Source organism: Kitasatospora sp. NPDC094015 (assembly GCF_040304075.1).
Lineage (GTDB): Bacteria > Actinomycetota > Actinomycetes > Streptomycetales > Streptomycetaceae > Kitasatospora.
Map to the genome: position 1 here is coordinate 1 of NZ_JBEOUL010000042.1, position 24740 is coordinate 24740.

Annotated in this window: 7 protein-coding genes; 6 read left to right on the top strand and 1 reads right to left on the bottom strand. The window is 75.7% G+C overall.

Annotated elements, in window-relative coordinates; translation table 11 throughout:
* Positions 1–245 precede the first annotated feature (245 nt).
* Together ABT014_RS31210 and ABT014_RS31215 are read left to right on the top strand one after the other, a co-directional pair.
* Complete coding sequence (locus ABT014_RS31210; RefSeq protein ID WP_350642692.1) at positions 246–13394, top strand: EndoU domain-containing protein; 13149 nt, start codon at positions 246–248, stop codon at positions 13392–13394.
* A gap of 165 nt (positions 13395–13559) precedes the next feature.
* Positions 13560–15392, top strand: a complete 1833-nt coding sequence (locus ABT014_RS31215) for a peptidoglycan-binding protein (RefSeq protein ID WP_350642693.1) — start codon at positions 13560–13562, stop codon at positions 15390–15392.
* Between the two features lie 69 nt (positions 15393–15461).
* Here ABT014_RS31215 and ABT014_RS31220 read toward each other — a convergent pair whose 3' ends face one another.
* Positions 15462–17393: a hypothetical protein gene (locus ABT014_RS31220; RefSeq protein WP_350642694.1), complete on the bottom strand. Its 1932-nt coding sequence runs from the start codon at positions 17391–17393 to the stop codon at positions 15462–15464.
* 200 nt (positions 17394–17593) lie between these two features.
* Here ABT014_RS31220 and ABT014_RS31225 point away from each other — a divergent pair, with 200 nt between their 5' ends.
* From ABT014_RS31225 to ABT014_RS31240, 4 genes are all read left to right on the top strand, one after another.
* Positions 17594–19255 (top strand): hypothetical protein, encoded by a 1662-nt coding sequence (locus ABT014_RS31225; RefSeq protein WP_350642695.1) that lies wholly within the window; start codon positions 17594–17596, stop codon positions 19253–19255.
* Between the two features lie 64 nt (positions 19256–19319).
* Positions 19320–22655 (top strand): right-handed parallel beta-helix repeat-containing protein, encoded by a 3336-nt coding sequence (locus tag ABT014_RS31230; RefSeq protein ID WP_350642697.1) that lies wholly within the window; start codon positions 19320–19322, stop codon positions 22653–22655.
* A complete protein-coding gene (locus ABT014_RS31235) occupies positions 22652–23950 on the top strand; it encodes a S8 family serine peptidase (protein WP_350642699.1) in 1299 nt (432 codons plus the stop codon). Before ABT014_RS31230 ends, ABT014_RS31235 begins: the two co-directional genes overlap by 4 nt.
* 254 nt (positions 23951–24204) lie before the next feature.
* A complete protein-coding gene (locus ABT014_RS31240) occupies positions 24205–24672 on the top strand; it encodes a hypothetical protein (RefSeq protein WP_350642701.1) in 468 nt (155 codons plus the stop codon).
* Positions 24673–24740: the final 68 nt, after the last annotated feature.

Consider the following 24740-nt stretch of genomic DNA (forward strand, 5'->3'; position numbering starts at 1 on the left):
GTCGTGGGGTGCATCATGCGTTCGCGGCGACGGGGGTGGGGCAGCGGTGGGCGGGTTTTGTGCGGTCGTGGCAGTTCGAGGCGGTGGGTGAGGGTGGGGGTCGGTTCTTCGGTCCGTTGCATCCGTTGACGTTGGTGTCGTTGGCGTCGAATCTGGCGGGGCATCCGGCGCCGTTCCCGGTGCCGCGGATGGGTCCGTCGGGTCGGGAGGTGGCGGGGGGTGAGGTGTTGGGGTTCTCGCGGGGTTTGGCGGGGCCGCCGGATCATGAGTACGCGAATCTGTTCGCGCAGGCGTTCGGGCACGCGGATCTGGAAGCCCTGTTCGACCTCCCGCCGTCCGGCCGGCCGGCGCCGGTGCGGACCGACTCCCAGGCCACGCTGGTGGGCGACCCCGGGGTGAAGGGCAAGCCGGTGCCCGTCCGGACGGACTCGCAGGGCACCCTGGCCGACACCGGCCCCGCCACGGCCCCGAAGCCGGTCCGTACGGCGGCGGGGGCCGGCACCGTCGAGGCGCCCACGCCCGTCCGTACCGCGGGAGGCGCCGCCACCGCCGAGGTCCCGGCACCTGCCCCCGCTCCCGTACGACCAGTGCCGCACACCTCCGTCGAGCAGCCCGGGCCGGCCGAGCGGCCCGCTCCCGTGTCTCCCGGTGCCGTGCTGCGGGCGGACGAGCCGGTGGCGCCGTGGTGGCTCAAGTCCGGCTTCGAGCAAGGCGGGTTGCCGGCAGGCTGGTCGGACCAGCGGCTGACGGCCGCCGCGCAGCAGATCGTCGAGCACCCCGACCGCAGCTACCCCGATCCGGAGCGCCCGGGCGGCGGCCTGGTGCTGCACGAGGGCGAGGTGGACGGCCTGAAGCTGGTGGTCGGGGTCGAGGACGGCCGGATCTGGCAGATCCGCAACGGCCTGCCCGACACCACCGCTCCCACCGACCATCCGTCCGCCCCGCAGCACCCGAGCGGCGGCCCGACCGTCGACCCGTACCGACCCACCGACGCCGACGGGAAGATGTCCCCGCTCGTCGGGATGCCGACGACCACGGAGCCGCACCTGAAGCTGCCGCTGCGGCTCCCGGACCCTTCACCGGAGGTCGTCGCCGAGCTGGGCCGGGCCGAGATCGCGGCCGGCAGCTTCCACACGGTCGGCACCGACCCGCGCGCGGCGCCCAAGCACGACTTCGAGGTGCGCCGCTACCGGCTCGCGGACGGCAGCGCCGAGTCCCGCGCCGTCCTGCGGCTCCATCTGGACACCAGCGCGCTGACGGGCCGTCCGAACGCCGCGGCCGAGGTCCTGGCGCTCACCGAACGGGCCAAGCACGGCGTCGAGACCAACTACAACCTGGGCTACCGGCTGCCGAACGGCGACCGGTTCCGGCTGGAACTGGAGTTCGTCGACGACCCGGCGGCGGCGCACCGCACCGTGACCGTGCATGCCGAGTTCGCCCGGGAGAACTGGGTCAACTGGAGCATCACGACCTCCGCCAAGGTCCTGGCGCACGAGAACGGCCACCGGCTCGGCCTGTACGACGAGTACCGGTCGAGCACCGCCGCGCTGCCGCTGCCGGTCTACGGGGACCTGGAGCTGATCGGGGCCGGCTGGGTGGATCGCCGGTCGCGGCCCGTCGTCGACCTGGACCACCAGCCCGCCAACGGCCAGGAGCTCGAGCAGCTGACCATCTCCCCGCGCGATCTGCGCCACTTCGGCGCCTGGATGGAGGCCGCGCTCGGCGGCCCGGATCCGCAGGGTGCGGACGCCGGGCCGCCCGCGCGGGCGAGCTTCTCGCTGGAGACCCGGTCGACTGTGCTGTACGGCGGCCCGGGGATGGGGAGTTCGGGGGCGGGGAGTTCGGGCGTCGGTGGGCACCTGCCGCCGTCCGGGATGTCCGAGCGGATCCGGCCGACCCGGATCGGCGAGGTCAACCCCAACGGCACCTACCGGGCCCGCTACCCGGAGCCCGAGCACCCGGCGCCGCAGCGCGACGGCGGGCATCCGCTGGCGGGCGACCTGGCCGTGCCCGTGCGGACCGCCACCGCCACCTCCACCCCGCGCGAGCAGGTCATGTTCCCCGCGCACTGGAGCTCGGACGACGCCGTGTACGCCGCCGAGCAGGCCTATCTGGCGGCCCGGCGGGCGGGCACGGTGAGCAAGCTGGACACCGGCGCGCTCGGCGACTCCTACCACTGGGTCGGCGACTACGCCGGGGTCCGGATCGAGGGCGAGGTCCGGCACGGCGAGTTCACCTCCTTCCGGCCGTCCGACGACCAGGGCGGGCTGACCACCCCCGGGTACGCGCCGGTGGCGCTGCCGACCTCGGAGTTCGGGCTGCGGGTCGAGGACGTGGCCCGCTACGGCGACCGGCAGACCCTGACCGGTGCGCACCACGAGCCCAAGGAGGCGACGCTCGACAAGCACGGGCTGATGTTCGACCCGAAGGGGGAGGCCGCCGGTAACGGCACCTACCGGGCGACCCCGTGGTTCCTGGACCCGAAGGTCGGGCCGGGGAGCCTGCTCACGGCATTCCCGTCCCGCTGGCGGGCCCGCGCCAACTGGGACGAGCACGTGATGTTCCCCCAGCACTGGTCGCCGAACAAGCTGCTCGACGCCGTCGAGGCGGCGCACGCGGCGGCCGGCCGCGAGGGGCGCACCGTCCTGCTGCCGGACGGCCGCACCACGCACTGGGTCGGCGAGGCGGAGGGGGTGCGGATCGAGGGCCTGTACCGGGACGGCCAGCACGTGGCGTACCGGCCCACCGTCGCCCAGCCGCACCCGAGTTGGCCCAAGGACGCCGTACCGGTGGCGCGGACCGCTCCGGTGCCGCTCGGGCGCGGCGGGGGTGCGCCGCTCGACCTGCGGCACGTGCTGTTCGACAACGGTCAGCACGGCGGGCTGGTCAGCGTCCGGCTGCACCTGGCGCAGGAGGCCGGCGGCCCGCAGTGGTTCGCCGACACGGTGAAGAAGACCCTGGCCGCCCAGACCACGGCGTACGGCCGCGCGTCCGGCCCCGGCGGTGCGCCGCTGCTGAAGGTGGAGCTGGACTTCACCGACGACCCGAGCACCGCGCACGCCACGGTGGCGATCGACAAGCTCTCCACCCAGGAGATGAACGAGGCGCTCAGGTCGGCGCTGGGCGTCGACCCGGCCGGCCTGCGGGCGCTCGTGGCCGAGGCGGCGAAGACCTCGACGGAGCCCTGGGAGCAGCCGGCCGACCAGGACCCGGTGCAGTGGCAGCAGGCGGTGGACGACGCGCTGGTCGCCGACCAGGTGCTGAACCGGCCCACCGACCTGCGCGAGCCGGGACCGCTGCCGGCCGAGGACCCGAACCTCCCGGTGATCACCATGATGGACTACCACGCCGGTGACCTGGCGGCGGCGTTCGCCCAGGACGCCGGCAGCGGGACGGGGTTCCCCAAGGAGTGGACCGCCGAGGAGGCCAGGTACGCGGCGCTGGAGGTGTCCCGGGACGGGGCGGTCGAGCCCGACCCCGCCGACCCGCAACGCACGCTGATCCGAGGAGAGTTCGCCGGGGTCGAGCTGGAGGTGAGGCTGGAGAACGACCTGATCGTCGACTACCGGCCGGCGCCCGGACAGCACTTCGACGGGTCGATGGTGCGGCCGCCGTCCGCCCCGCTGTCCGGGGCGCAGCACAGCCCGGGGGCCGGTCCCGGCCGGCGGCAGGAGACCGTGCAGCGGCTCGACACCGCCCGGCAGCGCTTCGCCGAGAACTTCCAGGACGGCTCGCCGCGCAGCGGCTGGACCCCGCAGAAGTACCCGAGCACCTGGTCCGCGGAGGCCGCCAAGTTCGCCGCCGTCGCCGTGAAGCGCAATCCGCTGTCCGCCTCGGCGGACCCGGCCGACCCGACCGCGTCCGTGCTGCGGGGCCGGTTCGCCGGGGTCGAGCTGGAGGTGCGGCTGGAGCACGACCTGATCGTCGACTTCGCACCGGTCGAGCACCCGCCCGCGCCGCACCCCGAGCCGACCCTCCCCGAGGCGTCACAGCCCGCCCAGCCGCACCCCGCGCCGACCGGCACCGCCCCGGTCGTCCGCGGACCGGTGGTCGAGCTCGACCACGGCCGCTGGTTCCCGCAGGCGGACGCCTCGGAGCTGACCGCGACCGCCGCGCACGCGGTGCCGGGCGCCGAGGGCTGGCAGCTGCTGGTCGGCCACGGCGCCCCGGGCGGCGTCGAGTTCGACGGTGCGCTGCAGCCGGTGGACCACGTGCTGGACCAGCTCTCCGCCGACCAGGGCCAGGCGTTCGTCACCTGCTACGCGGCCGCACCCGGGCCCGGCGGCCCGTCGGTGATCGAAGCCGCGCACCGCGCCACCGGCCGCCCCACCCTCGGCCCGACCGGCGAGGCGATCGTCACCGCCGACGGCGACGTGATCTCCGGCCGGATCGGCATCGGCGCGGACGGGCGGCCGAAGGTGATCGCGGACGGCGACTGGGTGGTGGAGGACGGCCGCCCCCGCAGCCTCGGCACCGCCCGGCTCAAGGAGGCCTGGGCGCTGCTCGGCGTCGAGATGAAGGCCGGCGGCCCCGCCCCCGGCACCGAGGTCCCGCTCCCGTACGGCCTGAGTTCGGCGCAGAGCCCGGCGCTGGCCCGGTACGGGCAGGAGGTGATCGCCACCGAGGTCGGCAACGCCCCCCGCCCCGACTCGTTCTTCTCCGCGCTGCGCCTGACGGCGGACCAGCAGCTGGCCCACCACCTGCCGGCCGTCACCGACGACGCCGTCCGCACCGCGATGGCCGACCACCTGGCGGCCGAACTCGCCCTGCCCGGCTCCCGCTACCGCGCGTACCTGGAGCCCGGCCGCACCCCGGAGCAGCTGGTCGCCGAACTGCGCGACCCGACCCGCTGGTCCGCGACCCTCGGCGCGCTGGCCCCGCACCTGGCCGCCGACGTGTTCCGGCTCGACCTCGGCGTGGTCGGCGCCAACGGTGTGGTGGAGGGCGCCGGGACGCTGACCGGCGGCGGGCGCACCGGCCGGCCGGACGGGACGCCGTTCCTGCTGGCCGGGGTCGGCGACAACCACTTCGTCCCGACCCGGCCGCTGACCGGGCCCGGCGGCGGCGCCCCGCACCCCGCCCCGGCCCCGCACCACTCCCCGCACCCGGTGGACGCCGCCGACCCGTGGAGCCGCCCGCTGACCGAGCCCGAACTGGCCCGGCTCACCCAGGCCGCCGCGGACGCGGTGCGCCACCCCGAGGTCGAGCGGCGCGCCGAGGACGCCGCGGAGGCCGCCCGGCTGCGCGCCGCCACCGAGGCACTCGGCCCCGAACTCCACGGCGACCGGCCGGCCAAGGTCACCGACCTGGTCGCCCGCGCGCTGACCGGTGACCGGCAGGCGCTGGAGCACCTCGACCGGCTGGAGCGGATCGCCCGCCGGCACCAGGAGCACACCGCCCCCGGGCAGCAGCACGCCGAGGCCGCCGCGGTCACCCGCGCCAAGAACGCGGTGGCCGACACCGCCGACCACTCCACCCTGACCGGCCCGGCCCGCGCCGCCGAACGCACCCGGCAGTTCGACGCCGCGCACCGGGACGCGGTCGCCGCCGCCCGGATCCGCGCCTACCGGGAGATCCGCACCGAGACCGCGGACCCGTCCGCGCTGGCGCCGCCGCCGCACCCGATCACCGAGCGGATCACCGGCCTGCGCCGGGCGGCCGAGCAGGCCGCGACCGACGCCGCGGACCGCGCCCGTACCCGGGTGCTGGACGACGCGCGGGCCCGGGTGCCCGCGCCGACCGTCGCCACCGACACCCCGCCGGAGGTCCGCGAACAGCAGGCGGCGGACCACGCCGGAGCCGTCGACCAGGCCCTCGCGGAGGCGGCGGGCGCCGCCGACCTGGCCGCCGACGCGGCCTACGAGGACACCTTCCGGCAGCACGTCGAAGCGGTCTACGACCCCGACCGGCTGGAGCGGCTCGGCTGGGCGGACCTGGCGGCCGAGCGCCCGGAGCTGCTCGCCGCCGCCGGCACCCGCGGCGACGAGGCTGCGGAGCAGGCCCGGCGGCAGGTCGAGGCACCGGTCCGGGAGGCGGCGAGCAGCGTCGCCGAGTGGCGGCTGCGCAGTTCCGCCGCCGAGCACGCCCGGCAGTCCGCCGACGCCCCCCGCGAACTCCCGCCGGGTTTCGGCGAGACGGTCGGCGGCACCCCGCAGTACCCGCTCGGCCAGCGGGGCCGGGTGCTCAGCCTGGGCGACGCCTGGTTCGGCGACGACCGGGCGGTCTCCGCGCTGGTCCGGCGGGCCCTGCCGGCCGGCAGCGGACGGGCGCTCGGGGACGCCGTCGAGCACGCCTTCCGCGCCGAGCTGACCGCGATCGGCAGCCGCGAGACGGCCCAGCGGATGCTGGAGGAGGGGCTGCCGCTGGCCGTCGACGTCCCCGGCGCGGGCCGGCACGAGGTGACCGTCCGGCTCGGCCTCGGCCGCACCGACCTGGCCCGCCACGTGCCGGCCTGGGAGGCGCAGCGCCGGCAGGCCGCCGCGCCCCCCTCGCACCAGGCGCTGTTCGGCCAGAAGCACGTCTACGCCGACGCCGGCGACCACGAGACGGGCGCCTCGGCGGGCCGCAGCGGCGAGAACAGCCGTTCGGTCACGGCGGCGGTCTCCACCTCGCTCGCCTTCGGGGAGCTCCCGGCGAAGCTGTTCTCGGCCTCGATGTCGGCCTCGGTGACCGGGGACAGCGCCAAGGGCTTCTCGGACGGTTCGGGGGCCTCCGTCGGCGCCAAGCAGCAGCTCGGACTGGGCGGGCAGGAGAGCCACTTCGACTTCCCCGGCGCCGAGCTCCAGGTCGAGGTCAAGGGCCCGCAGGACGCCACCGCGACCCTCGGCACGCCCGTGCCGGCGCCTACCCGGATCGCGTTCCCGAGCGAGCTGGCACCGCCGCGCGGCACCGACGGCGGTCCGGTCCTGCCGGCCGTACCGCGCGGCTCGGCCGGCCCGGTGTTCGGGCTCGACCCGGTCCGGCTGGCCACCGCGAGCCCCCGGCAGATCGAACGCACCGGCGAGGTGCTCGGCCAGGTGCTCAGCCTGCCGGAGTCCGTCTCGGGCCTGGCCGACCTGCGCAGCCAGGCCCTGGGCGCCCTGCCGCCCGGGCTGGCGCCGCTCGGGTCGGAGCTCCACGAAGGGGTCCGGCACTGGCTGGGCGAGGTCAACCTGCTGCACAACTACGGTGACCTGACCAGCAGCGGCGCCGTCTCGCCCGGCTACCGGACCGGGGACGGCAAGGACACCGTCCACCTGACCGTCAGGTCCCGGCTGCTCGGCGCCCAGCGGGTCACCGAAGGAGCGGTGCCGCTCAAGGAGCAGCACTCGCGCTACGTCCGGGCCGCCAACTCGGTCTCCAACTCCGGTGGCCTCGGCCTCACCCCGATCGGCGGCAGCTTCGGCTACACCCTCGGCGACGCCTCGGCCCCGATGGGCTTCAGCCACTCGCTCGGCGCCGGGTTCACCGTGGGCGCCAAGCTGTCCGGCTCGCGCAGCGGCAACCGCAACCTCGGTGGCGGCGAACTGCGCACCGTCGGGTCGACCGGGGACAGCGTGCTGTACCGGATCACCGTGCGCACCACCGTGGACGCCACCGGCGACCTGGCCCAGGTCGGCCACCGGCAGCGGATCGCGGGGGCGGACAACCAGATGTTCGTCCGGATCCCGGCGGGCGAGGCCGACCGGTTCGAACGGCTGCTGGAGCGCGAGGGGGCCGGTGAACCGGGCAGCCAGGCCTGGGCGGACGTCGCGGTGCCCAAGGACCGCGACCCGCGGCCGCAGGACCCGGCGCAGCGCCAGGCGCTGGAGGACGCAGAGCAGGTCGACAAGCACCCGCCGGCGGCGCTCGCCACCGGGCAGGGCCTGGGCCCCGGCGGCATCGAGTACCTGTCGGGTGCCGAGAAGGTCATCCCGGAGATCACCTCGACGCTGGCGAAGGTCGAGTTCGCCCGGCCCTGGAAGGTCGACCGCAGCCCGCTCGAACAGCTGCACCTGGAACAGCAGTTGAAGGCCAAGTTCAGCCGGGAGGCGCTGCTCGCGCAGGGCGATGCGCTGTTCCGGCCGGGCGGCGTCAAGGAGCAGTACACCCGGCCGGTGCGCGGCGGCACCGAGGTCATCACGGTCGAGGTGACCGCCCGCAAGACCCCGGCCCTCGACGGCCACGGCCGCCGCGCCACCGGCAAGGTCGACCTGATGCCGGCCGCCTTCGCCGGGGCGGGCGCCGGGGACTCGCTCGCCGCCTCGCTCAGCGCGAGCGGCTCGCTGTCGGCGAGCGTCGGCATCGGCGACCGCACCGGCGACCGGCTGCGCACCTTCGGACCGTCCCTCGGCGCCTCCGGGTCCACCTCGAAGTCGGTCGGCACCAGTATCGGCGCCTCCACCTTCCAGCTGCACGGGGCGCTGTACGAAGGGCCGGTGCGCACCTACGACTACGACGTCGACTACGTGGTGCGGGTGTCGGTCCGCCACGAGCCGACCAGGAGCTCCTTCGCCGACCTGCCGATGACGGCGGCGAAGGGCCTGGGCCGGCTGATCGGCGGCCCCGGAACCCCCGGCGCCGGCGCCCCCGGCGGCCGGCCCCGGCCGGACTTCCTGCGGGACGCGCCGGAGGGGCACGTCGCCAGCATGTCCGGCGTGCTGCGCGGCCACCCCGCCGCGCCGTACCGGGCCCGCTTCGTGGTGCCCGAGGCGCTGACCCTGGACGCCGCGCACGCCGGGCCCACCCCCGGCGGCGTCCGCGAGCACCGGTACGGGGTGGAGTCGGTGCACCGCCGCTACGACCGCCGGTGGGCCGTCCAACTGCCGGAGATATCACGGCCGTTGCGCGACCGACACCAGCCGCTGGACACCCGCGACATCGTGCTCGGCACCCCCGGTACCCGGCACGTCGAGACCAAGCTCCGCGACCTGCTCCGGCAGGTGGGCGTCGGCCGCGAGGCGGCCGGGAACGTCTCCTGGACCACCACCGACCCCGGCATGCTGATGGGCGCCCACGTCCGGGGCTCCTCGGAGGTCGGCGCGGCGTTCGTCCGGCAGGGCTTCGTGAAGGACCGCAACGTGCTGGTCCGGATCGAGGGCTTCCCGCTGGACAGCCGGCCGAGCGGCCGTGGCATCACCACCACCCGGATCGACAACACCGAGGGCTCGCTGAGCGTCTCCGGCAGCCGGGGCTCCGGGCTCGGCGGGGCGCTCAAGGCCGCGTTCGGCTTCGGCACCCGGGCCGGCGAGGCCGGCGGCGGCACCCAGACGGTGACGCCCGGCTTCGACCACTCGCGCGGGGCCGGACTCGGTACCGGAGTCAGCGAATCGGTCAGCCCGACCGAGGGCCGGCTGACCGTCGGCAAGCAGGAGTTCGGCGAGCGCACGGCCGACATGCTCTACCGGGTCACCGTGATCAACCAGGAGAAGAACATGTTCGGCTCGGACCGGCCACGGGTCGCGTCCGCGCTGCTGGAGGTCGGCGACGGCATGCACTACCTGCGCCCCACCGGCGCCGGGGCCGACCCGCACGACCCCGCCCTCGCCGGCGCGGTGCACGAGGCGCCGGGCGGCGCGCCCACCCTGATCCGCACGGACCACCCGGTCGGCCCCACCCCGCCCCCGCCGCTGCCCGGCGCCGCCGCGCGGCCGGTCCCCGGGCCGGCCCCGGCACACGGACCGGCCCCGGCGCCGCGGATCCAGCGCCCCACCGACCTGGTGGTGCCGACCATGCCGGCCACCCCGAAGGACGCCGCCGCCGGCGCGGCCGGGCGCCGGGTCACCGTCGACCCGCTCTTCCCGCCCGGATCGGTCACCGAACGCCTGGTGGTCAAGCCCGACGGCGCCCCCCGGCCGCTGGACGTCACCGGTCAGGGCAACCCGATCGTCAGCACGGTGCAGCGGCTGCTCGCCGAACACGCCCCGGGCGCGCTCGAGGACCACTGGGTGGTGGAGGCGCCCGGCACGGCCGCGCGACCCGTCAAGCAGACCCTGAGCAGCATCCTCGACGTCAAGTCCGCCGAGGGACTGCTCGACGCGATGCTCGGCCCCGGCCTGATCCTGCACTCCACCAAGGCCGGGGTGCTGCACCACGAACGGGTCTCGCTGGTGCTGCGCGCCCACCGCGACCCCGACAACCTCGGCTACTTCCACCTGGACGCCCCCGCCGACACCACCGCGACCAGCTACACCGTCCGCCAGCACCGCACCGACGTGTCCGCCTCCCGCAGTCGCAGCAGCGGCTGGTCGGCATCGGCCCCCACCTCCGAGGGCCTGCCGGCCGGCACCGGGGACGGCCGGCTGAACGGCGCCTCCACCGGCGCGGGCGCCTCGGTCGGACGCGACACCGGGCGGGACCGCTCGGTCGGCACCGGCGACGTCAGCCGCAACTCCTTCTCGGTCACCGGCCCCGCCGACCGGTACGCCGGTGACCTGCGGATCGACGTCAGCGTGGTGCGCACCGCCAACCCCTCCAAGGTGGCCAACTCGCTGCTGCTCACCCTGCCGGACAAGGGCGCCCGCGCCCTCGGCCACCACCAGGACGCCGGATTCACCCACGGCGGGACCTCCGTCACCCTGACCGAGGTGATGCTGGTCCCGAAGGCCGCCCACCGGCCCGACCTGGAGCCCTACCGGCCCACGCCCGGCCAGGTCGCGGTGCGCGAGGTCCCGTACGGGAGCAGCGCCGCCGACCTCGGGGGCACCGCGCTGCCGGTCACCCCGCAGCAGGTGATGGACCGGCAGGTGGTCAACCTGGGCTTCCACCACGAGAAGCTCCGGATCCTCGCCGACGAGGTGCTGGAACGGCTCAGCGGCAGCACGGCGCCGCTCGACGGCTCGGGCAACGGGGCCACCGCGCGGATGGTCAGCCACGGCACGCTCGGCCGGGACGCGGTCGGCTACCTGCTCTCGCACGCCGGCATGACCGGCGAGCTGGACCTGCTGGTCGGCACCGACGGCCTGCTCTCACCCGCGCTGGTCCGCGAGGGCGGACTGCTGACCGACACCGTCGGACGGCTGCGGATCAAGGTCGAGCCGTTCAACCACAAGCTGGGCGGGTTCCTCAAGGGCGAGCTGGAGAGCGACACCTTCCGGTTCCGGGCCACCGGCGACGGCCGGTCCTCCGGCACCAGCCGGGGCCTGAACACCTCCACCGGCGTCAGCACCACCTCCGGCAGCCTCGACCCGAACCTGCCGGCCAACTCCCACGACGCCCAGCACCCCGGCGCCACGGTGAGCGCCGGACTCGGCCAGCGGATCGGCGAATCGACCTCCGCCAGCCACAAGGACCAGCTCACCACCGTCTCGCGCAGCCGGGACGTGCACTGGGCGACCCTGCACGCGGACGCCGTGGTCACGGTCGAGTTCGAGGCCCACGACGAGCGCGGCCCGCTCCGGTTCGGCGGCGGCACCACCCGGGTCTCCTTCGAGGTGGCCCGGGCGCTGAAGCTCGCCGTGGCACCGGAGTACGCGCTCGAACACCTCTCCTCGCCGGCGCTGCACACCCACGGGCTGAGCACACCGTCCGGCTTCTACATCCCGGCGAAGGGGCTCCAGGGCACCCCCGGGTACGAGCACTTCCAGGACGACGGGCACCAGCAGCTCCAGGCGGCGTACAACTTCCCCGAGATCACCAACGGGACGGTGCTGCACGTCCACGGGGATCCCGCCCACCCCGGGAGCTTCCTGGTGGGCAACCGCTCGCTGCCGCCGGACCGCTTCCACCAGGAGGTGATCGCGCCGAAGAACCTGCCGGACGGGCACCTGCTGGTCTTCGTCGGCTGCGATGTCAACACCGGCTTCAACGGCGGGCCTTCGGCGGCGGAGGTGATCCACGGGCTGGCCCCCGGGCTGCACCTGGTCAGCGCCGACGGGCCGGTGTACACGACGCCGGACGGGGCGGTGCTGGCCGGGCGCTTCCTGCACGACGCCGACGGCCGGCCGGTGGCGGCCGGGTGGCGGCCGGCGAGCTTCACGCTGATGCCGGGTGCGGGTGCGGGTGCGGGTGCGGGTGCGGGCGGGGCCGGGGCGGGGCCGAGTACGGTGGTCACGGGTGGGGCGACGATCCCGCTCGGACACGACCTGCTGGCCGGGCTCAAGGGGCTGGACGGTCTGCTCGGGGGGACCGGCTTCCCGGTCTCCGAGAAGCGGGGCGCGCTCCCGCCGACCGAACCGGTCCGCTGGGGCGGCGAGAACGGCGGTACCAACCCGCCGCCGTCCGGCCCACCGGGCGTTCACCAGGACGGCAACGTTCACGGCGGCGCGAGCGTTGATGGCGGCGCGACCATTCACGATGACGCGACCATTCACGGGAACGTGAATGCCGACGCGGACGTGAACGCGGGCGCAGACGTGAACGCTCACGACAACGCGAATGCTCACCCAGACGCGAATGCCCGCGCCGACGTGAACGCTCACGCCGACGTGAACGCCACCCCCGACCGCCCCCGCACTCCCGAGATGATGACGCACGCGGAGATGGTCGACTCCGAGTTCCGGCTCGGTATGGCCGCACTTCTCGAACAGGGCGTCCTGACCCACCTCGAAGGCAGCGGGCTCGACCTGCCCGAGGGCTCGGTGGTGCTCGGCGGTGGCGGTGGCGTCGCCGCCGTCAAGCTGCACCGCCCGGTGCAGGACCTCGACCTGCGGCTCTCCTTCGTCCGTCCGATCACCAACCCGAACCAGGTGCTCGAACACCTGGCCACCCACGTCCTCGTGGACGGCCACGTGGTGCCGGGCCGCCGTGACCAGTCGACCACCGTGCGGGGCACGTTCGGCGGCCTCGACGCGAGCATCACGCTCGCACCGGTACGGGAGCAGGAGCACCAGATGCAGGTGGTCGTCGACGGCCACACGCACAGCGGCCAGACCGTCCCGCTCAAGGTCGTCGCCACCGAGGACCTGCTCGGCGACAAGCTCACCGCCCTCGCGATGCGCAAGCAGGACAGCAACACCGACGTGGCCCTGTTGCGCGAGAAGCGGGTGCGCGACGCGCTCGACGTGCTGACCCTGCACCCCAAGCTCGACGGCGGGGTGCTCGACAGCCTCCGGGCCCGCCCGGGGATGCAGTCGGTGATCGAGAAGCTGGCCGACGTGGTGGCGGAGGTCGACAAGTTCTCCCGCGCCCGGTTGACCGCCGACCAGCACAGCCGTCTCGCCGACATCTCCACCGGGCTCGGCAGCCGGCCGACCACCAAGCCGGTGAAGGTGGGCAGGCCGAAGCCCACACCCGAGGAACTCGCCGCGCTCAAGGCCGCCAAGGAGCGCCGCAAGGCGGAGGAGGCCGCGGCCAAGGCGGCAGCAGCAGCTTCCGGCTCCGGCTCGGGCAGCGGCAGCGGCAGCGGCAGCGGCTCCGGGACCGAACCCGGAACCGCTGACACCACGCCCCCCGAGCAGGCCACCGCCGACGCGATCTACCGAGCGTTGTCCGGGTGAGCCACCCAGCGACCCGGCGACCCAGCGACCCGGCGACCCGGCCGCCGGGCCGCCGGGACGTGTGGTCCACACCACGGCCACCGCCCGGCGGCCCCTGAACCCGCGCCGTGTCAGGCCCCGTTCCCCTGGACGTCCGGATATGTCGCCGTCACAGGAGCGGACTTGATGAGCACTCACAGGAGCAGGTGGCGCACCGTCCTCCGGGCGGGGATCGCCGTCCCGGCGCTGGCGGGTCTCACCGTCGTCCCGGCGACCTTCGCCTCGGCCGCCGGCCCGGTGGCCCCGGCGGACTGGCTGAAGTTCAGCAACGGCCGCCTGGTGTACGGGCACGACGACCGCGGCAACCAGGTGCCGGACTACTCCTACGCCGGGTACGCGGGCGGTGGCGTGGCGATCCCCAAGGTGGCGACGAAGGTCACCGTCCCGGCGCCCGGTGGCGGCGACGACACGGGCACGATCCAGGCCGCGATCGACAAGGTGTCCGCGCTCACGCCCGACGCGCAGGGCTTCCGCGGTGCGGTCCAGCTCGCCGCGGGCCAGTACCACCTGGCGGGTTCGCTGACCATCGCGGCCGACGGCGTGGTGCTGCGCGGCGCCGGCTCCGACGCCTCCGGCACCACCCTGGTGGCGACCGGGGCCACCGCGCGCACGCTGGTCAACCTGGGCGGCAAGTCCGGCTACACCGTCCAGGGCCCGCAGTTGAAGGTCACCGACGACTACGTGCCGGTGGGCGCCACGGTGCTCAACCTGAGCAGCACCGAAGGCCTGGCGGTGGGCAGCGAGGTGGTGGTGGAGCGTCCCACCACCCAGGCGTGGATCGACGCGGTGGGGATGAACGGCACCTGGACGCCGGGCTGGAGCCTGCGTTCGGAGCGCCGGATCACCGCGATCGCCGGCAACCGGGTCACCCTCGACGCGCCGCTCACCACCGCGCTGGAGAAGCAGTACACGCAGTCCCTGGTCTACCGGTACGGCTACCCGCGGATCAGCCGGGTCGGGATCGAGGACCTCGGCGCCGACGGTCAGGCGATGACCAAGGACCCGAGCTACGCCACCACCTTCTACCACTCCACCTTCTCGCACTTCGGCGCGGTGCAGGACGGCTGGGTGACCAACGTGTTCACCCACCACTTCGGCCAGGACGGGGTGACCGGTCTCGGGCCGGAGAGCCGCCGGATCTCGGTGCTCCACACCGGCGCGCTGGACATGGTGACCAACACGGCCACCTCCGCCAGGTCGGACGGCTACACCCTGCAGGGCCAGCAGAACCTGGTGCAGGACTGCACGCTGACCGCCGCCAAGATCCACGCCTTCGTCACCGAGGCCCGGCAGTCCGGCCCCAACGTCTTCTCCCGCTGCACCGCCACCACGACCGGCGACACCTACGACTCCGGCGGCCACCAGCGCTGGGGGAGCGGGACGCTGTACGACAACCTGACCATCCAGGGCTCGCTGGACCTGGTGAACAACGGCGGGCGCGGCACCGGCCACGGCTGGTCGGACGCCAACAGCACGGCATGGAACTGCACGGTCGAGCGGATCGCCGTGCAGAGCCCGCCCGGCGCCCACAACTGGGCGTTCGGCACCAAGGGCACCCCCGACCAGGCCCGCCACGACGGCGAACTGGTCTCCACCGGCACCGCGATGACGCCCGCCAGCCTGTACGAGCAGCAGCTCGCCGAACGCGGCGTGGGCGCCCCGGCCCCGTCCGCGGCCCCGACCCGGTCCGCCGCCCCGGTGCCGGCCGCCGGTACGCCCGCTCCGAGCGCCACCACCGCCGGCCCGTCCCCGACCACCTCCGCGCCCGCGAAGCCGTCCAGGTCCGCCACGAGCGCCTCCGCGAGCAGCCCCGCGGCCCGCAAGCCCGAGGAGAGCCTCGCCTCGACCGGATCGGAGCTGGGGGCGGAACTGTCGCTGGCGACCGGTGCCCTGCTGGTCGGCGCCGCCGCCATCGGCCTGACCAAGGAGCGCCGCCGCCGGGGCCGCCACAGCGCCTGACCCGCACCGGCACCCGCGGTACCGGGCGGCCCCGCCGGGCCGCCCCGCACCTACCCGGGCCCGCCGCGCCTACCGGGCGTGCCGGGCCCGGCGCCGTTCCCGGGTCAGCCCGATCGCCGCGCCGCCCACCAGCAGCGCCCCGGCCGCCATCGAGATCTCGGCGCCCAGCGCGGCCCCGGTGGAGGCGAGGGACTCCTCGGGCTTACGGGCCGCCGTGCCGCTCGTGGGCGCGCCCGTGGCGGGGGTGGCCGGTGCGGACGGCGCCCCGGTGGTCGGGGCGCCGGCGGTGATGGAGGCGGTGGCCGACGGGGAGGCGGCCGGCGCGGGCGCGGTCGGAGCGGTCACCGGTACGGCGGGCGCGGCCGGCTGCCGGGGCACCTGGCCGCCGCGTTCGGCCAGCTGTTGGGCGTACAGGCTGGCGGGCGTCATCGCGGTGCCGGTGGACACCAGGATGCCGCTCTGCCGCCCCGCGACCGGGGTGCCGCGGGTGCCGAAGGCCCAGTTGTGGGCGGTGGGCGGCTGTTCGACGGCGTAGTAGCCGACGTCCGCGTTCCACAGCACCTGGTTGGCACCGGCCCAGCCCTGCCCGGTGCCCATGTTGCCGCGGTCGGTCAGGGCCAGGTCGTCGCCGGGCCCCCGGGAGTGCCGCATGGTGATGGCGTCGAACAGCGTGCCGGTGGCCCACCGCTGGTGCGGGCCGGCGTCCAGCCGGTAGTGGCCGGTGTTGTCGGACGAGCAGCTGGAGAACACGTTGGGCCCGGGCACCCGGGGCCCGGTCATCCAGGCGTGCAGGTTGCTGCCGCTCACCGTGCAGTTGACGACCAGGTTCTGCTGCCCCTCCACGGTGTACGCCCCGGGCTGGGCCAGCGGCGAGCGCTGCGGGATCGCCTTCTCCATCCCGGTGGCCGCGGTGTCGGTGACGGTGATCCGGGACGCGGTGCTGCCGATCGAGCCCATGCCGGAGCCGAACGCGTCCGCCACGATGTCGCGCAGCCAGCCGTCCTGGACGGCCGCGAAGTGCGCGAAGCCGCTGCTGAAGTACCCGCCGGCGTCGTAGCCCGGGGCGGAGACCATCCCGGAGCCGTCCGCGCTCATTCCCTCCACCCCGACCTGGGAGATCCGGCCGGGGAACTCGTACGTCCAGACCGTGGCGTGGGTGTACTCCTTCTCCAGCGCGTTGGTGAGCGGGACGTCCAGGGTGATCCGGTTGCCGTCCACCGCCGTGACCGTGCGCTGGAACTGCAGCCCGTCGTTGGGGGTCCACGGCTTGGTGGTCCCGTTGTCCCGGGAGGGGATGCGGTCCATGCCGATGGCCCGGATCCAGGAGTCCTCCTGCGGCCGCTGGACCACGACGGTCTGACCGGGCCGCAGCCCCGCCGCCGATGCCAGGGTGAGCGTGGTGGCACCGACCGGCACGTACGCGTCGGTGACGGCGCGCTGGTCGCCGGTGCGCCGGGGCGAGCCCTCACCGGCCAGCTCGACCAGGACGTGCGGCGCCCCGGTGGCGACCAGCCGGGTGCCGCCCTTGCCGCTGCCCGCGCCGCGCAGCACGACACCCGAGGCCGTGATCCGCAGCGGCTTGCCCAGCCGGTAGCTGCCGGCCTCCAACTGCACGGCGCCGCGCTGCCCGTCCGCACCCTGCGGCAGCGCGGCGACCTTGTCGATCGCCTGCTGGATCCGTCCGGTGTCGTCGCCGCCACTGCCGGGGCCGAGGGTGACGGCCGCCCCGACGGTCGGCAGCGGGACGCCGCCGCCCCGGTACCCGGCGTACGAGAAGTCCGGGACCCGGTTGCCCTGCCGGTCCTGCCCGTAGACCAGGCGGCCGTCGGCGAGGCGCAGCCAGTCGGCGGGGTCGCCGGCCGTGGCTGCCGTACTCCCGGCGGCGGGGGCGGAGCCGGCGGCCAGGGCCGCGGTGCTCCACACCGAGGTCGGGCCGGCCAGCGCGGCCAGGGCGACGGCGGCGCGCAGCACGGCGCGGCGTCCGGCACGGTGGGGGGTCATGGCACTCCTCGATCGGTCCCGGAATCAGCCCGGAACCTGGGACGTCTCGACACCCGGAGAACGCCCGCGGGTTCGGCGCGGGTTCAGTGCCGCCGCGGTGAACCGTCGACGCCCGCCGGTCCGTTCCCCGGGGTGGAAGCGCCGGCGGCCTGCCGCCAGGCGGTTCGTGACGGGAATCGAAGCGGAACCAGGGGGCTGCGGTGGACACGGGCCGGAACGACAACGGTGGCAGCTCGACGGGATACCAGCTGCCCGCGGTCGCCTGGATGATGGACGACCAGGACGGCGAGGCCGAGCCGCAACCGCAACCGCAACCGCAACCGTACGAGCAGTCCCAGCCGTACGAGCAGCCTGCCGCGATGCAGCCGGCCGGACCCGAGCAGCAGCCCGAGACTCCACAGGTGCAGCCGGCGGCCGCCCACCAGCCGCCGCCGGTCCACGCCCACCAGCCCGCCCCGGCCCCGTCCGCCCCCGTCCCGTCGGCCTCCGTGCCGTCCGCGCAGGGCCCGTCGCCGCTGGGCCCGGTTCGCCGCACCGCCGCGCAGGCCGCGCCTACCCCGCCGGCCACCGACCCGAGCGCCCAGGCCCACACCCACACCCAGCCCCAGACCCCGGCAGCCCAGACCCAGCGCCCCGCCGACCGCCCCGCCCCGCTCGCCGCGCTGCGCCGCGCCGTCGCGGACCCGGCCGCACACCGCCCGGCCGGGCCCGCGCCGACCCCGACCCCGGCCCCGGCCCCGACCCCGCCCGACTCCCCGCTGCCCGCCCCCGCCGCCTCCGCCACCCCTGGTGCCCCGGTCCCGGTCGAACCGGGCCAGGGGAGCGGCGAGCCGTCCGGCCCCGGCCGGGTGGTCCGGCTGCACCGGCTCAAGCGCCCGGCGGTGGCCGCCGCCGCGACCGTCGGCATGGTGCTGATGGGGCTCCCGCTGGTGATCTCGCACGGCAACGGGTCCGCCCAGAGCCTCGGCGACACCGACAGCGCCGGGCTGAGCCGGACCGACGCCCCGGTCGGCGGCGACAGTTCCCCGCACACCCCCGCCCCCGGTGACGTCACCGCCCCGCCGTCGGCCGCCCCCGGCTCCCCGGGCGCGACCCCGGACCCCGCCGCCGACCCGGCCGCCGCCACCGCCCCGGGCAGCGTGCCCGGCCAGCCGCCGGCCGCCGGTACCGGTGTCGCACCGGATACCGCCGCCGGGCCGGCCGCGGGCGGTGCGGGGGTCGTCCCGGTCACCGCCCCCGGCGCGGGCCCGGTCACGGCCCCGGGCCGCACCGGCACGCCGGCGGCGCCCACCACCCCCGTGGCCGTGCCGCCGGTCCAGCCCACCCCGAAGCCGACCACGCCGCCGGCCGCCGCCCCCTCGTACACCGGGATCGGCGGTGCCTGGTGCAAGAGCGCCAGCGTGTCGTTCAGCCAGTACGGCTGGTGGGAGGGGGACCACGGCTGGTTCACCCAGACGGGTGGTTTCGCGGGTGCCAGCTGTGACGGCAAGTTCACCTCGATGCCGATGTCGGGCTCGGCCACCAAGGACGACGGCAACTCGGTGGTCTGGACCTTCCGCACCGCGCCGGTGACCAGCGGCACCTGCCGGATCTCGGTCTACGTCCCCAACAACAAGGACATCCGGGTGGTCGGCGGCGCCCCCGCCTACTACACGGTGCAGAACGGCAGTTCGCCGGGCAGTGGCACGATCGGCTCGTTCAGCGTGAACCAGGTCAAGAACCTCGGGCAGTGGGTGAACGCCGGTTCGTTCAAGCTCACCGGTGGCTCCATCTCGGTGATGCTGCACACCCGCGGCGTCGACTTCGACAGCGCCAACCACGCCCACCTGGCCGCGGCCTCGGCCCGGGCCGACTGCAGCTGACCACCGCGCGGCCCGGCCCGCCGCACCGAGTGACGGAACAGCAGGACGAAGGGGAGACCAGGTCATGTCGCGCCATGTGCTGACGGTGTGCCAGGAGCAGCGCGGCGGCTCGTACCGCACGATCGGCGAGGCCTTGGAGGCGGCGCGCAGCGGCGCGGTGATCTCGGTCCGCCCCGGCCGGTACGAGGAGAACCTGGTGATCACCAAGATGGTCACCATCACCGCCGAGGACGTCCGGGGCACCGTCCGGATCACTCCCCGGCGCGGCTGCGTGGTCCAGGTGGTCGCCGAGGCCGTCCAGCTGACCGGCCTGGTGCTGGCCGGCCAGGACGAGGAGATGCCCGCCATCGACGTCCCGCGCGGCCAGGCGGCCCTGCAGGACTGCGAGGTGGTCGGCAACTCGTGGACGGCGGTGCTGACCCGCCAGCAGGGCTCGCTGGCCATGCGCGGCTGCCGGGTGGTCAACGCGGCGGGCGCCGGCATCGTGGAGACCTCGACCGGCACCAGCGTGATCGAGGACTGCGTGATCGAGCACCTGGGCACCTCCGCCGTGGTGATCGGGGAGAGCGCCAACCCGGTGTTCCGCAACTGCGTGATGCGCGACGCCCGCGGCAACGGGGTGTGCGCCAACGGCGAGGCCCGGGGCACCGTCGAGGACTGCGAGATCTCCGGCACCGACAAGCCGGCGATCGCGCTGGAGGAGCACAGCAGCACCCGGGTGCTGCGCACCGCCGTCCGGGACACCACCGTCGGCGTCTACATCAGTTCGGCCTCCCGGGTGCTGCTGGAGGACTGCACCGTCACCGGCACCCAGGGCCACGGCATCGCGCTCGCCGGCGGCACCGACCCGCTGCTGCGGCGCTGCCGCACCGCGCGGACCAAGGGGCACGGCATCCACGTGACCGCCCGCTCGCGCGGCACCTTCGAGGAGTGCGAGGTCACCGGGGCGGAGGGGGTCGGCATCTGGATCGGCGACTTCGCCGGCCCGGTGCTCACCCGCGTCGCCGTCCGGGACTGCGGCGAGGCGGGCGTGGAGCTCACCGGCGAGAGCGCCGCCGAGCTGGACCGGCTGGAGGTGCGCGACATCGCCGGCACCGGCGTGCGGATCGGCGAGGGCGCCAACCCGCTGCTGCGCCGGGCGACCGTCAACGGCACCCGCGGGGCCGGCATCGAGGCGACCCGCGACGGCCGCGGCCGGGTGGAGAACTCCGAGGTCCTCGCGGCCGGCGGGGCCGGCGTCCTGATCGCCGACGGCGCCAACACCTTCGTCGGCAACACCGTCGTGCGCGACAGCGGCGGCAGCGGCTTCCTGGTCGGCCGGGCCGGCACCGCCTCGCTGCGCGACTGCGAGGCGGTCGACTCGGGGGAGGACGGCCTGGCGGTCGAGGAGGGCGGCGAGGTCACCTGCACCCGGGCCAGGGCGCGCGGCAACCGCCGGCACGGCGTGCGGATCGGCGCCGGCGCCCGGGCCACCCTCGGCCAGGTCGAGGCGCTGGACAACACCGCCGACGGCATCCGGATCGACTCCACCGACGCCGTCCGGCTGACCGGTTGCACGGTCGCCGGCAACCGCGCCTCGGGCCTGCGGCAGACCGCGCCGAGCACCCGGCTGGCGGTGGAGGGCCTGCAGAGCCGCGACAACGGGATGCCCGACGCCCAGGGCTCGGCCACCGCCGCCGCGCAGCCGCAGGCCGCGACCGGACAGGCCGTCGAGGCGGTGGCCGCCCAGCCGCAGGTCCCGCAGGCCGCGCCGGGCCCGCTGGAGGTGCTGGAGTCGCTGGTCGGCCTGACCGGCGTGAAGGAGCAGGTCGCCACCCTGGTCAACCTGAACAAGCTGGCCAAGCGCCGCGAGCTGGCCGGGATGCCGTCCCTCCCGATGAGCCGCCACCTGATCTTCGCCGGGCCGCCCGGTACCGGCAAGACCACCGTCGCCCGGCTCTACGGCAGCATCCTGGCCGAGCTCGGGGTGCTGCGCAGCGGCCACCTGACCGAGGTGGCCCGGGCCGACCTGGTCGCCTCGATCGTCGGCGGGACGGCGATCAAGACCACCGAGGTGTTCAAGGACGCGCTCGGCGGGGTGCTCTTCATCGACGAGGCGTACGCGCTCTCGGCGGGCTCCGGCGGCACCGGGCCGGACTTCGGCCGGGAGGCGATCGACACCCTGGTCAAGCTGATGGAGGACCACCGCGACGACATCGTGGTGATCGTGGCGGGCTACTCCGCCGAGATGACCGATTTCCTGGCCTCCAACCCGGGCCTGGCCTCCCGGTTCAGCCGGACCGTGGAGTTCGCCAACTACGAGGTGGACGAGCTGGTCACGATCGTCGAACGGGCCGCGGCCGGCCACGGCTACGAGCTGGCCGACGGCACCCGCGAGGCGCTGCACGGGCTGTTCGAGAAGATGCCCAGGGGAGCGGACTTCGGCAACGGCCGCTCGGCCCGCAAGGTGTTCGAGGAGATGGTCGACCGGCAGGCCACCCGGCTGGCGCTGCTCGCCGAGATCGGCGACGCCGACCTCGCCCTGCTGGTCGCCGAGGACACCGGCGCCGGGACGGGTGAGGCCGCGCCGGTGGACGGCGGCACCGCGATCCTCACCGAGCTGCGGGCGATGGTCGGGCTGCCGGCCGCCAAGGAGCAGGTCGAGGACCTGGTCAACCTGATCACCCAGGTCCGCCGCCGGCAGGAGGCCGGCCTGCCCACCGCGAAGATCAGCAACCACCTGGTCTTCGCGGGGCCGCCCGGCACCGGCAAGACCACCGTCGCCCGGTTGTACGGCCGGCTGCTCGCCGAACTCGGCGTGCTGCCCAAGGGCCAGCTGATCGAGACCGCCCGCGCCGACCTGGTCGGCCGCTACGTCGGCCACACCGCCCAGCTCACCAAGGACGCCTTCGACCGGGCCCGCGGCGGGGTGCTGTTCATCGACGAGGCCTACACGCTGACCCCCCGGCACGGCGGTGGCGGCGACTTCGGCCAGGAGGCGGTGGACACCCTGATGAAGCTGATGGAGGACCACCGCGACGAGGTCGCGGTGATCGTGGCCGGTTACGAGGAGGAGATGCAGGGCTTCCTGGCCTCCAACCCGGGCCTCGCCTCGCGGTTCTCCCGGCAGATCGAGTTCGGCCACTACAGCGACGACGAGATGGTCACCATCGTCTCGCTGCACGCCGAGAACGCCGGCTACGTCTGCGCCCCGGAGACGCTGGCGGCGCTCGGCCGGCAGTTCGCCGCCACCCCGCGCGACCGCACCTTCGGCAACGGGCGCCTCGCCCGGCAGACCCTGGAGTCGATGATCACCCGGCAGGCCGGCCGGCTCAGCCGGCTCGACATCGCCGACCTGGCCGAACTCAGCCTGCTGCTCCCGCAGGACATCGCGGCGGACCGGCTGGGCAGCGCGGTATGAGCCGGCGGCGGCGGGCCTGGGCGCCGGCCGTGCTGGCCTGCGCGCTGGCCGCCTCCACCGTCCCGGCCCGCGCCGAGGGCAGCTCCTCGCCCGCGCCGGAGCAGCCGCTGCCCACTGTCGCCCAGCTCCGCCAGGACGTCCGGGACGCGGGCTGCCTCCAACCGTCCACCCGGACCACCGGGCGGACCCCGTGGGCGCAGGCCCTGCTGCCGCCGGACGGCGCCTGGGTGCTCACCCGCGGCGGCGGGGTCACCGTCGCGGTGGTCGGCTCGGGGGTCGACGGCTCCTCGCCGGCGCTGGCCGGCCGCCTCACCGTCGGCCCGCGCGAGTCGGGTGGCGGCGACGCCGGACGCGACTGCGTCGGGCACGGCACCCTGATCGCCGGGCTGATCGCGGGCCGGCGACCCGCCGGCGGCAGCGGCACGGGCCAGGACGCCGCCGGCCAGGACGCCGCCGCACCGGGCGCCTCCGGCCAGGGCCCGGCCGGTCAGGGCCCGGCCGGGCTGGCGCCCGAGGCCGGGATCCTCGCCGTCGCGGTCACCGACGACACCGGCGCCACCAGTGCCGACCTGCTGGCCAAGGGCATCCGGGACGCCGTCGACGGCGGGGCCCGGGTGGTCGCCGTGGCGGTGACGGTGCCCGGCCCGAGCGACCAGCTGACCGCGGCCGTGCGCCACGCCCAGGAGCGCGGCGTCCTGCTGGTCGCCCCCTGCGCGGCGGACGCGGACGGTGCCCGGAGCGGCCCGGTCTTCCCGGCCTCCTACCCCGGGGTGCTGGCGGTCGCCGACATCGGGCCGAACGGCGCGCCGCCGAACGGCGCCGCCCGCACCGGCCGGATCGACCTGGCCGCCCCCGGCGACGCCGTCGCGGGCGCCGGGCCGGGCGGCGGCCACTTCAGCGCCTCCGGTCCCAGCTACGCGGCCGCGTACGTGGCCGGGGCCGCCGCGCTGGTGCTGGCCCGGCGGCCGGGCCTGACGCTTCCCCAGCTGGTGCACCGGCTGGAGGCCACCGCGTACCGGCCGGGCTCGGTGCTGCCGGACCCGCTGCTCGGCCACGGCACGGTCGACCCGGTCGCGGCCGTCACCGCCGAGCTCCCCGAGGAGCAGGGCGCAGCCCCGGCCGCCGCGCCCGCGGAGCCCGCGCGCTCCCTGCTGGTCCGCCCGCCGGTCGACCCGGGCGCGGTCCGGCTGGCGCTACTGGTGGCCGGCGGAGCCGGCGCCGTGGTGCTGCTGCTGGCGTTCGCCGCGACCCTCCGGGGGCTCGGCCGGCGCGGCCCGTGGCGGCCCGGCGCCTGAACCGGGCGCCCGCCCCGGCGCCGGGCCCGGCGCGCCCGGTAGCCGCCGAGCCGGCCGACGGCGGGATCCTCGCAGGTGGGACGGTGGGCGAACAGGGCCTTCCGGACGGCCGACCCGGTGGTGAACACCCGCGAGCCTGTTAGCCGTTCAACAAGATGCGGCGACGGCACTCCGGCGGGCCGCCTCGATCGGCGGACGAGAGGTTACCCATGTGGGCGAGTACTGACTTCCGAAGCGGTGGCATGCTGGCGGTCATGGTGGACCAGGGCATGCACGGTGACGAGGAGGAGACGGCCCGTCGGCTGATCGCCTCCTGGCTCGCCGGGACCGAGGACGAGGGCGGGGCCGGCAACACGACGGGCCCCGCCGACGCGACGACGCGCACAGCGGTGCCGGGCGGGGCTGCCGGCGGCCCCGCAGGTGGTGCGCGGGCCGGTGGGCCGGTCCCGTCCGGCCTCGCCGTGCCGCCGGCCGGCGCACGCGAAGTCGTCTCCACCGCACGGCGGTTGGCGATCGAGGGGCTGGCCGGCGAACCCTGGCCGGTGCCGCCGGCCGACCTCCGGCTGATCGCCGAGGCGCTGGTGGTGGACGAGCACCCCTCGGCCGCCTCCTGGAGCGCCGGCGAACGGGCCGAGCTGGGCCGCTGGATCGCCGTCCTGATGCACCGCTTCGGCGAGGACGGGGTGCAGCGGCTGGTGGCCGCGCTGGCCGGTCCCCGCTGACGCCACCACCGGCGGGTACCCGGCGAGGAACGGGTGCCAAGGCCGCGGGCCGGTCGACTTGGCGGTCC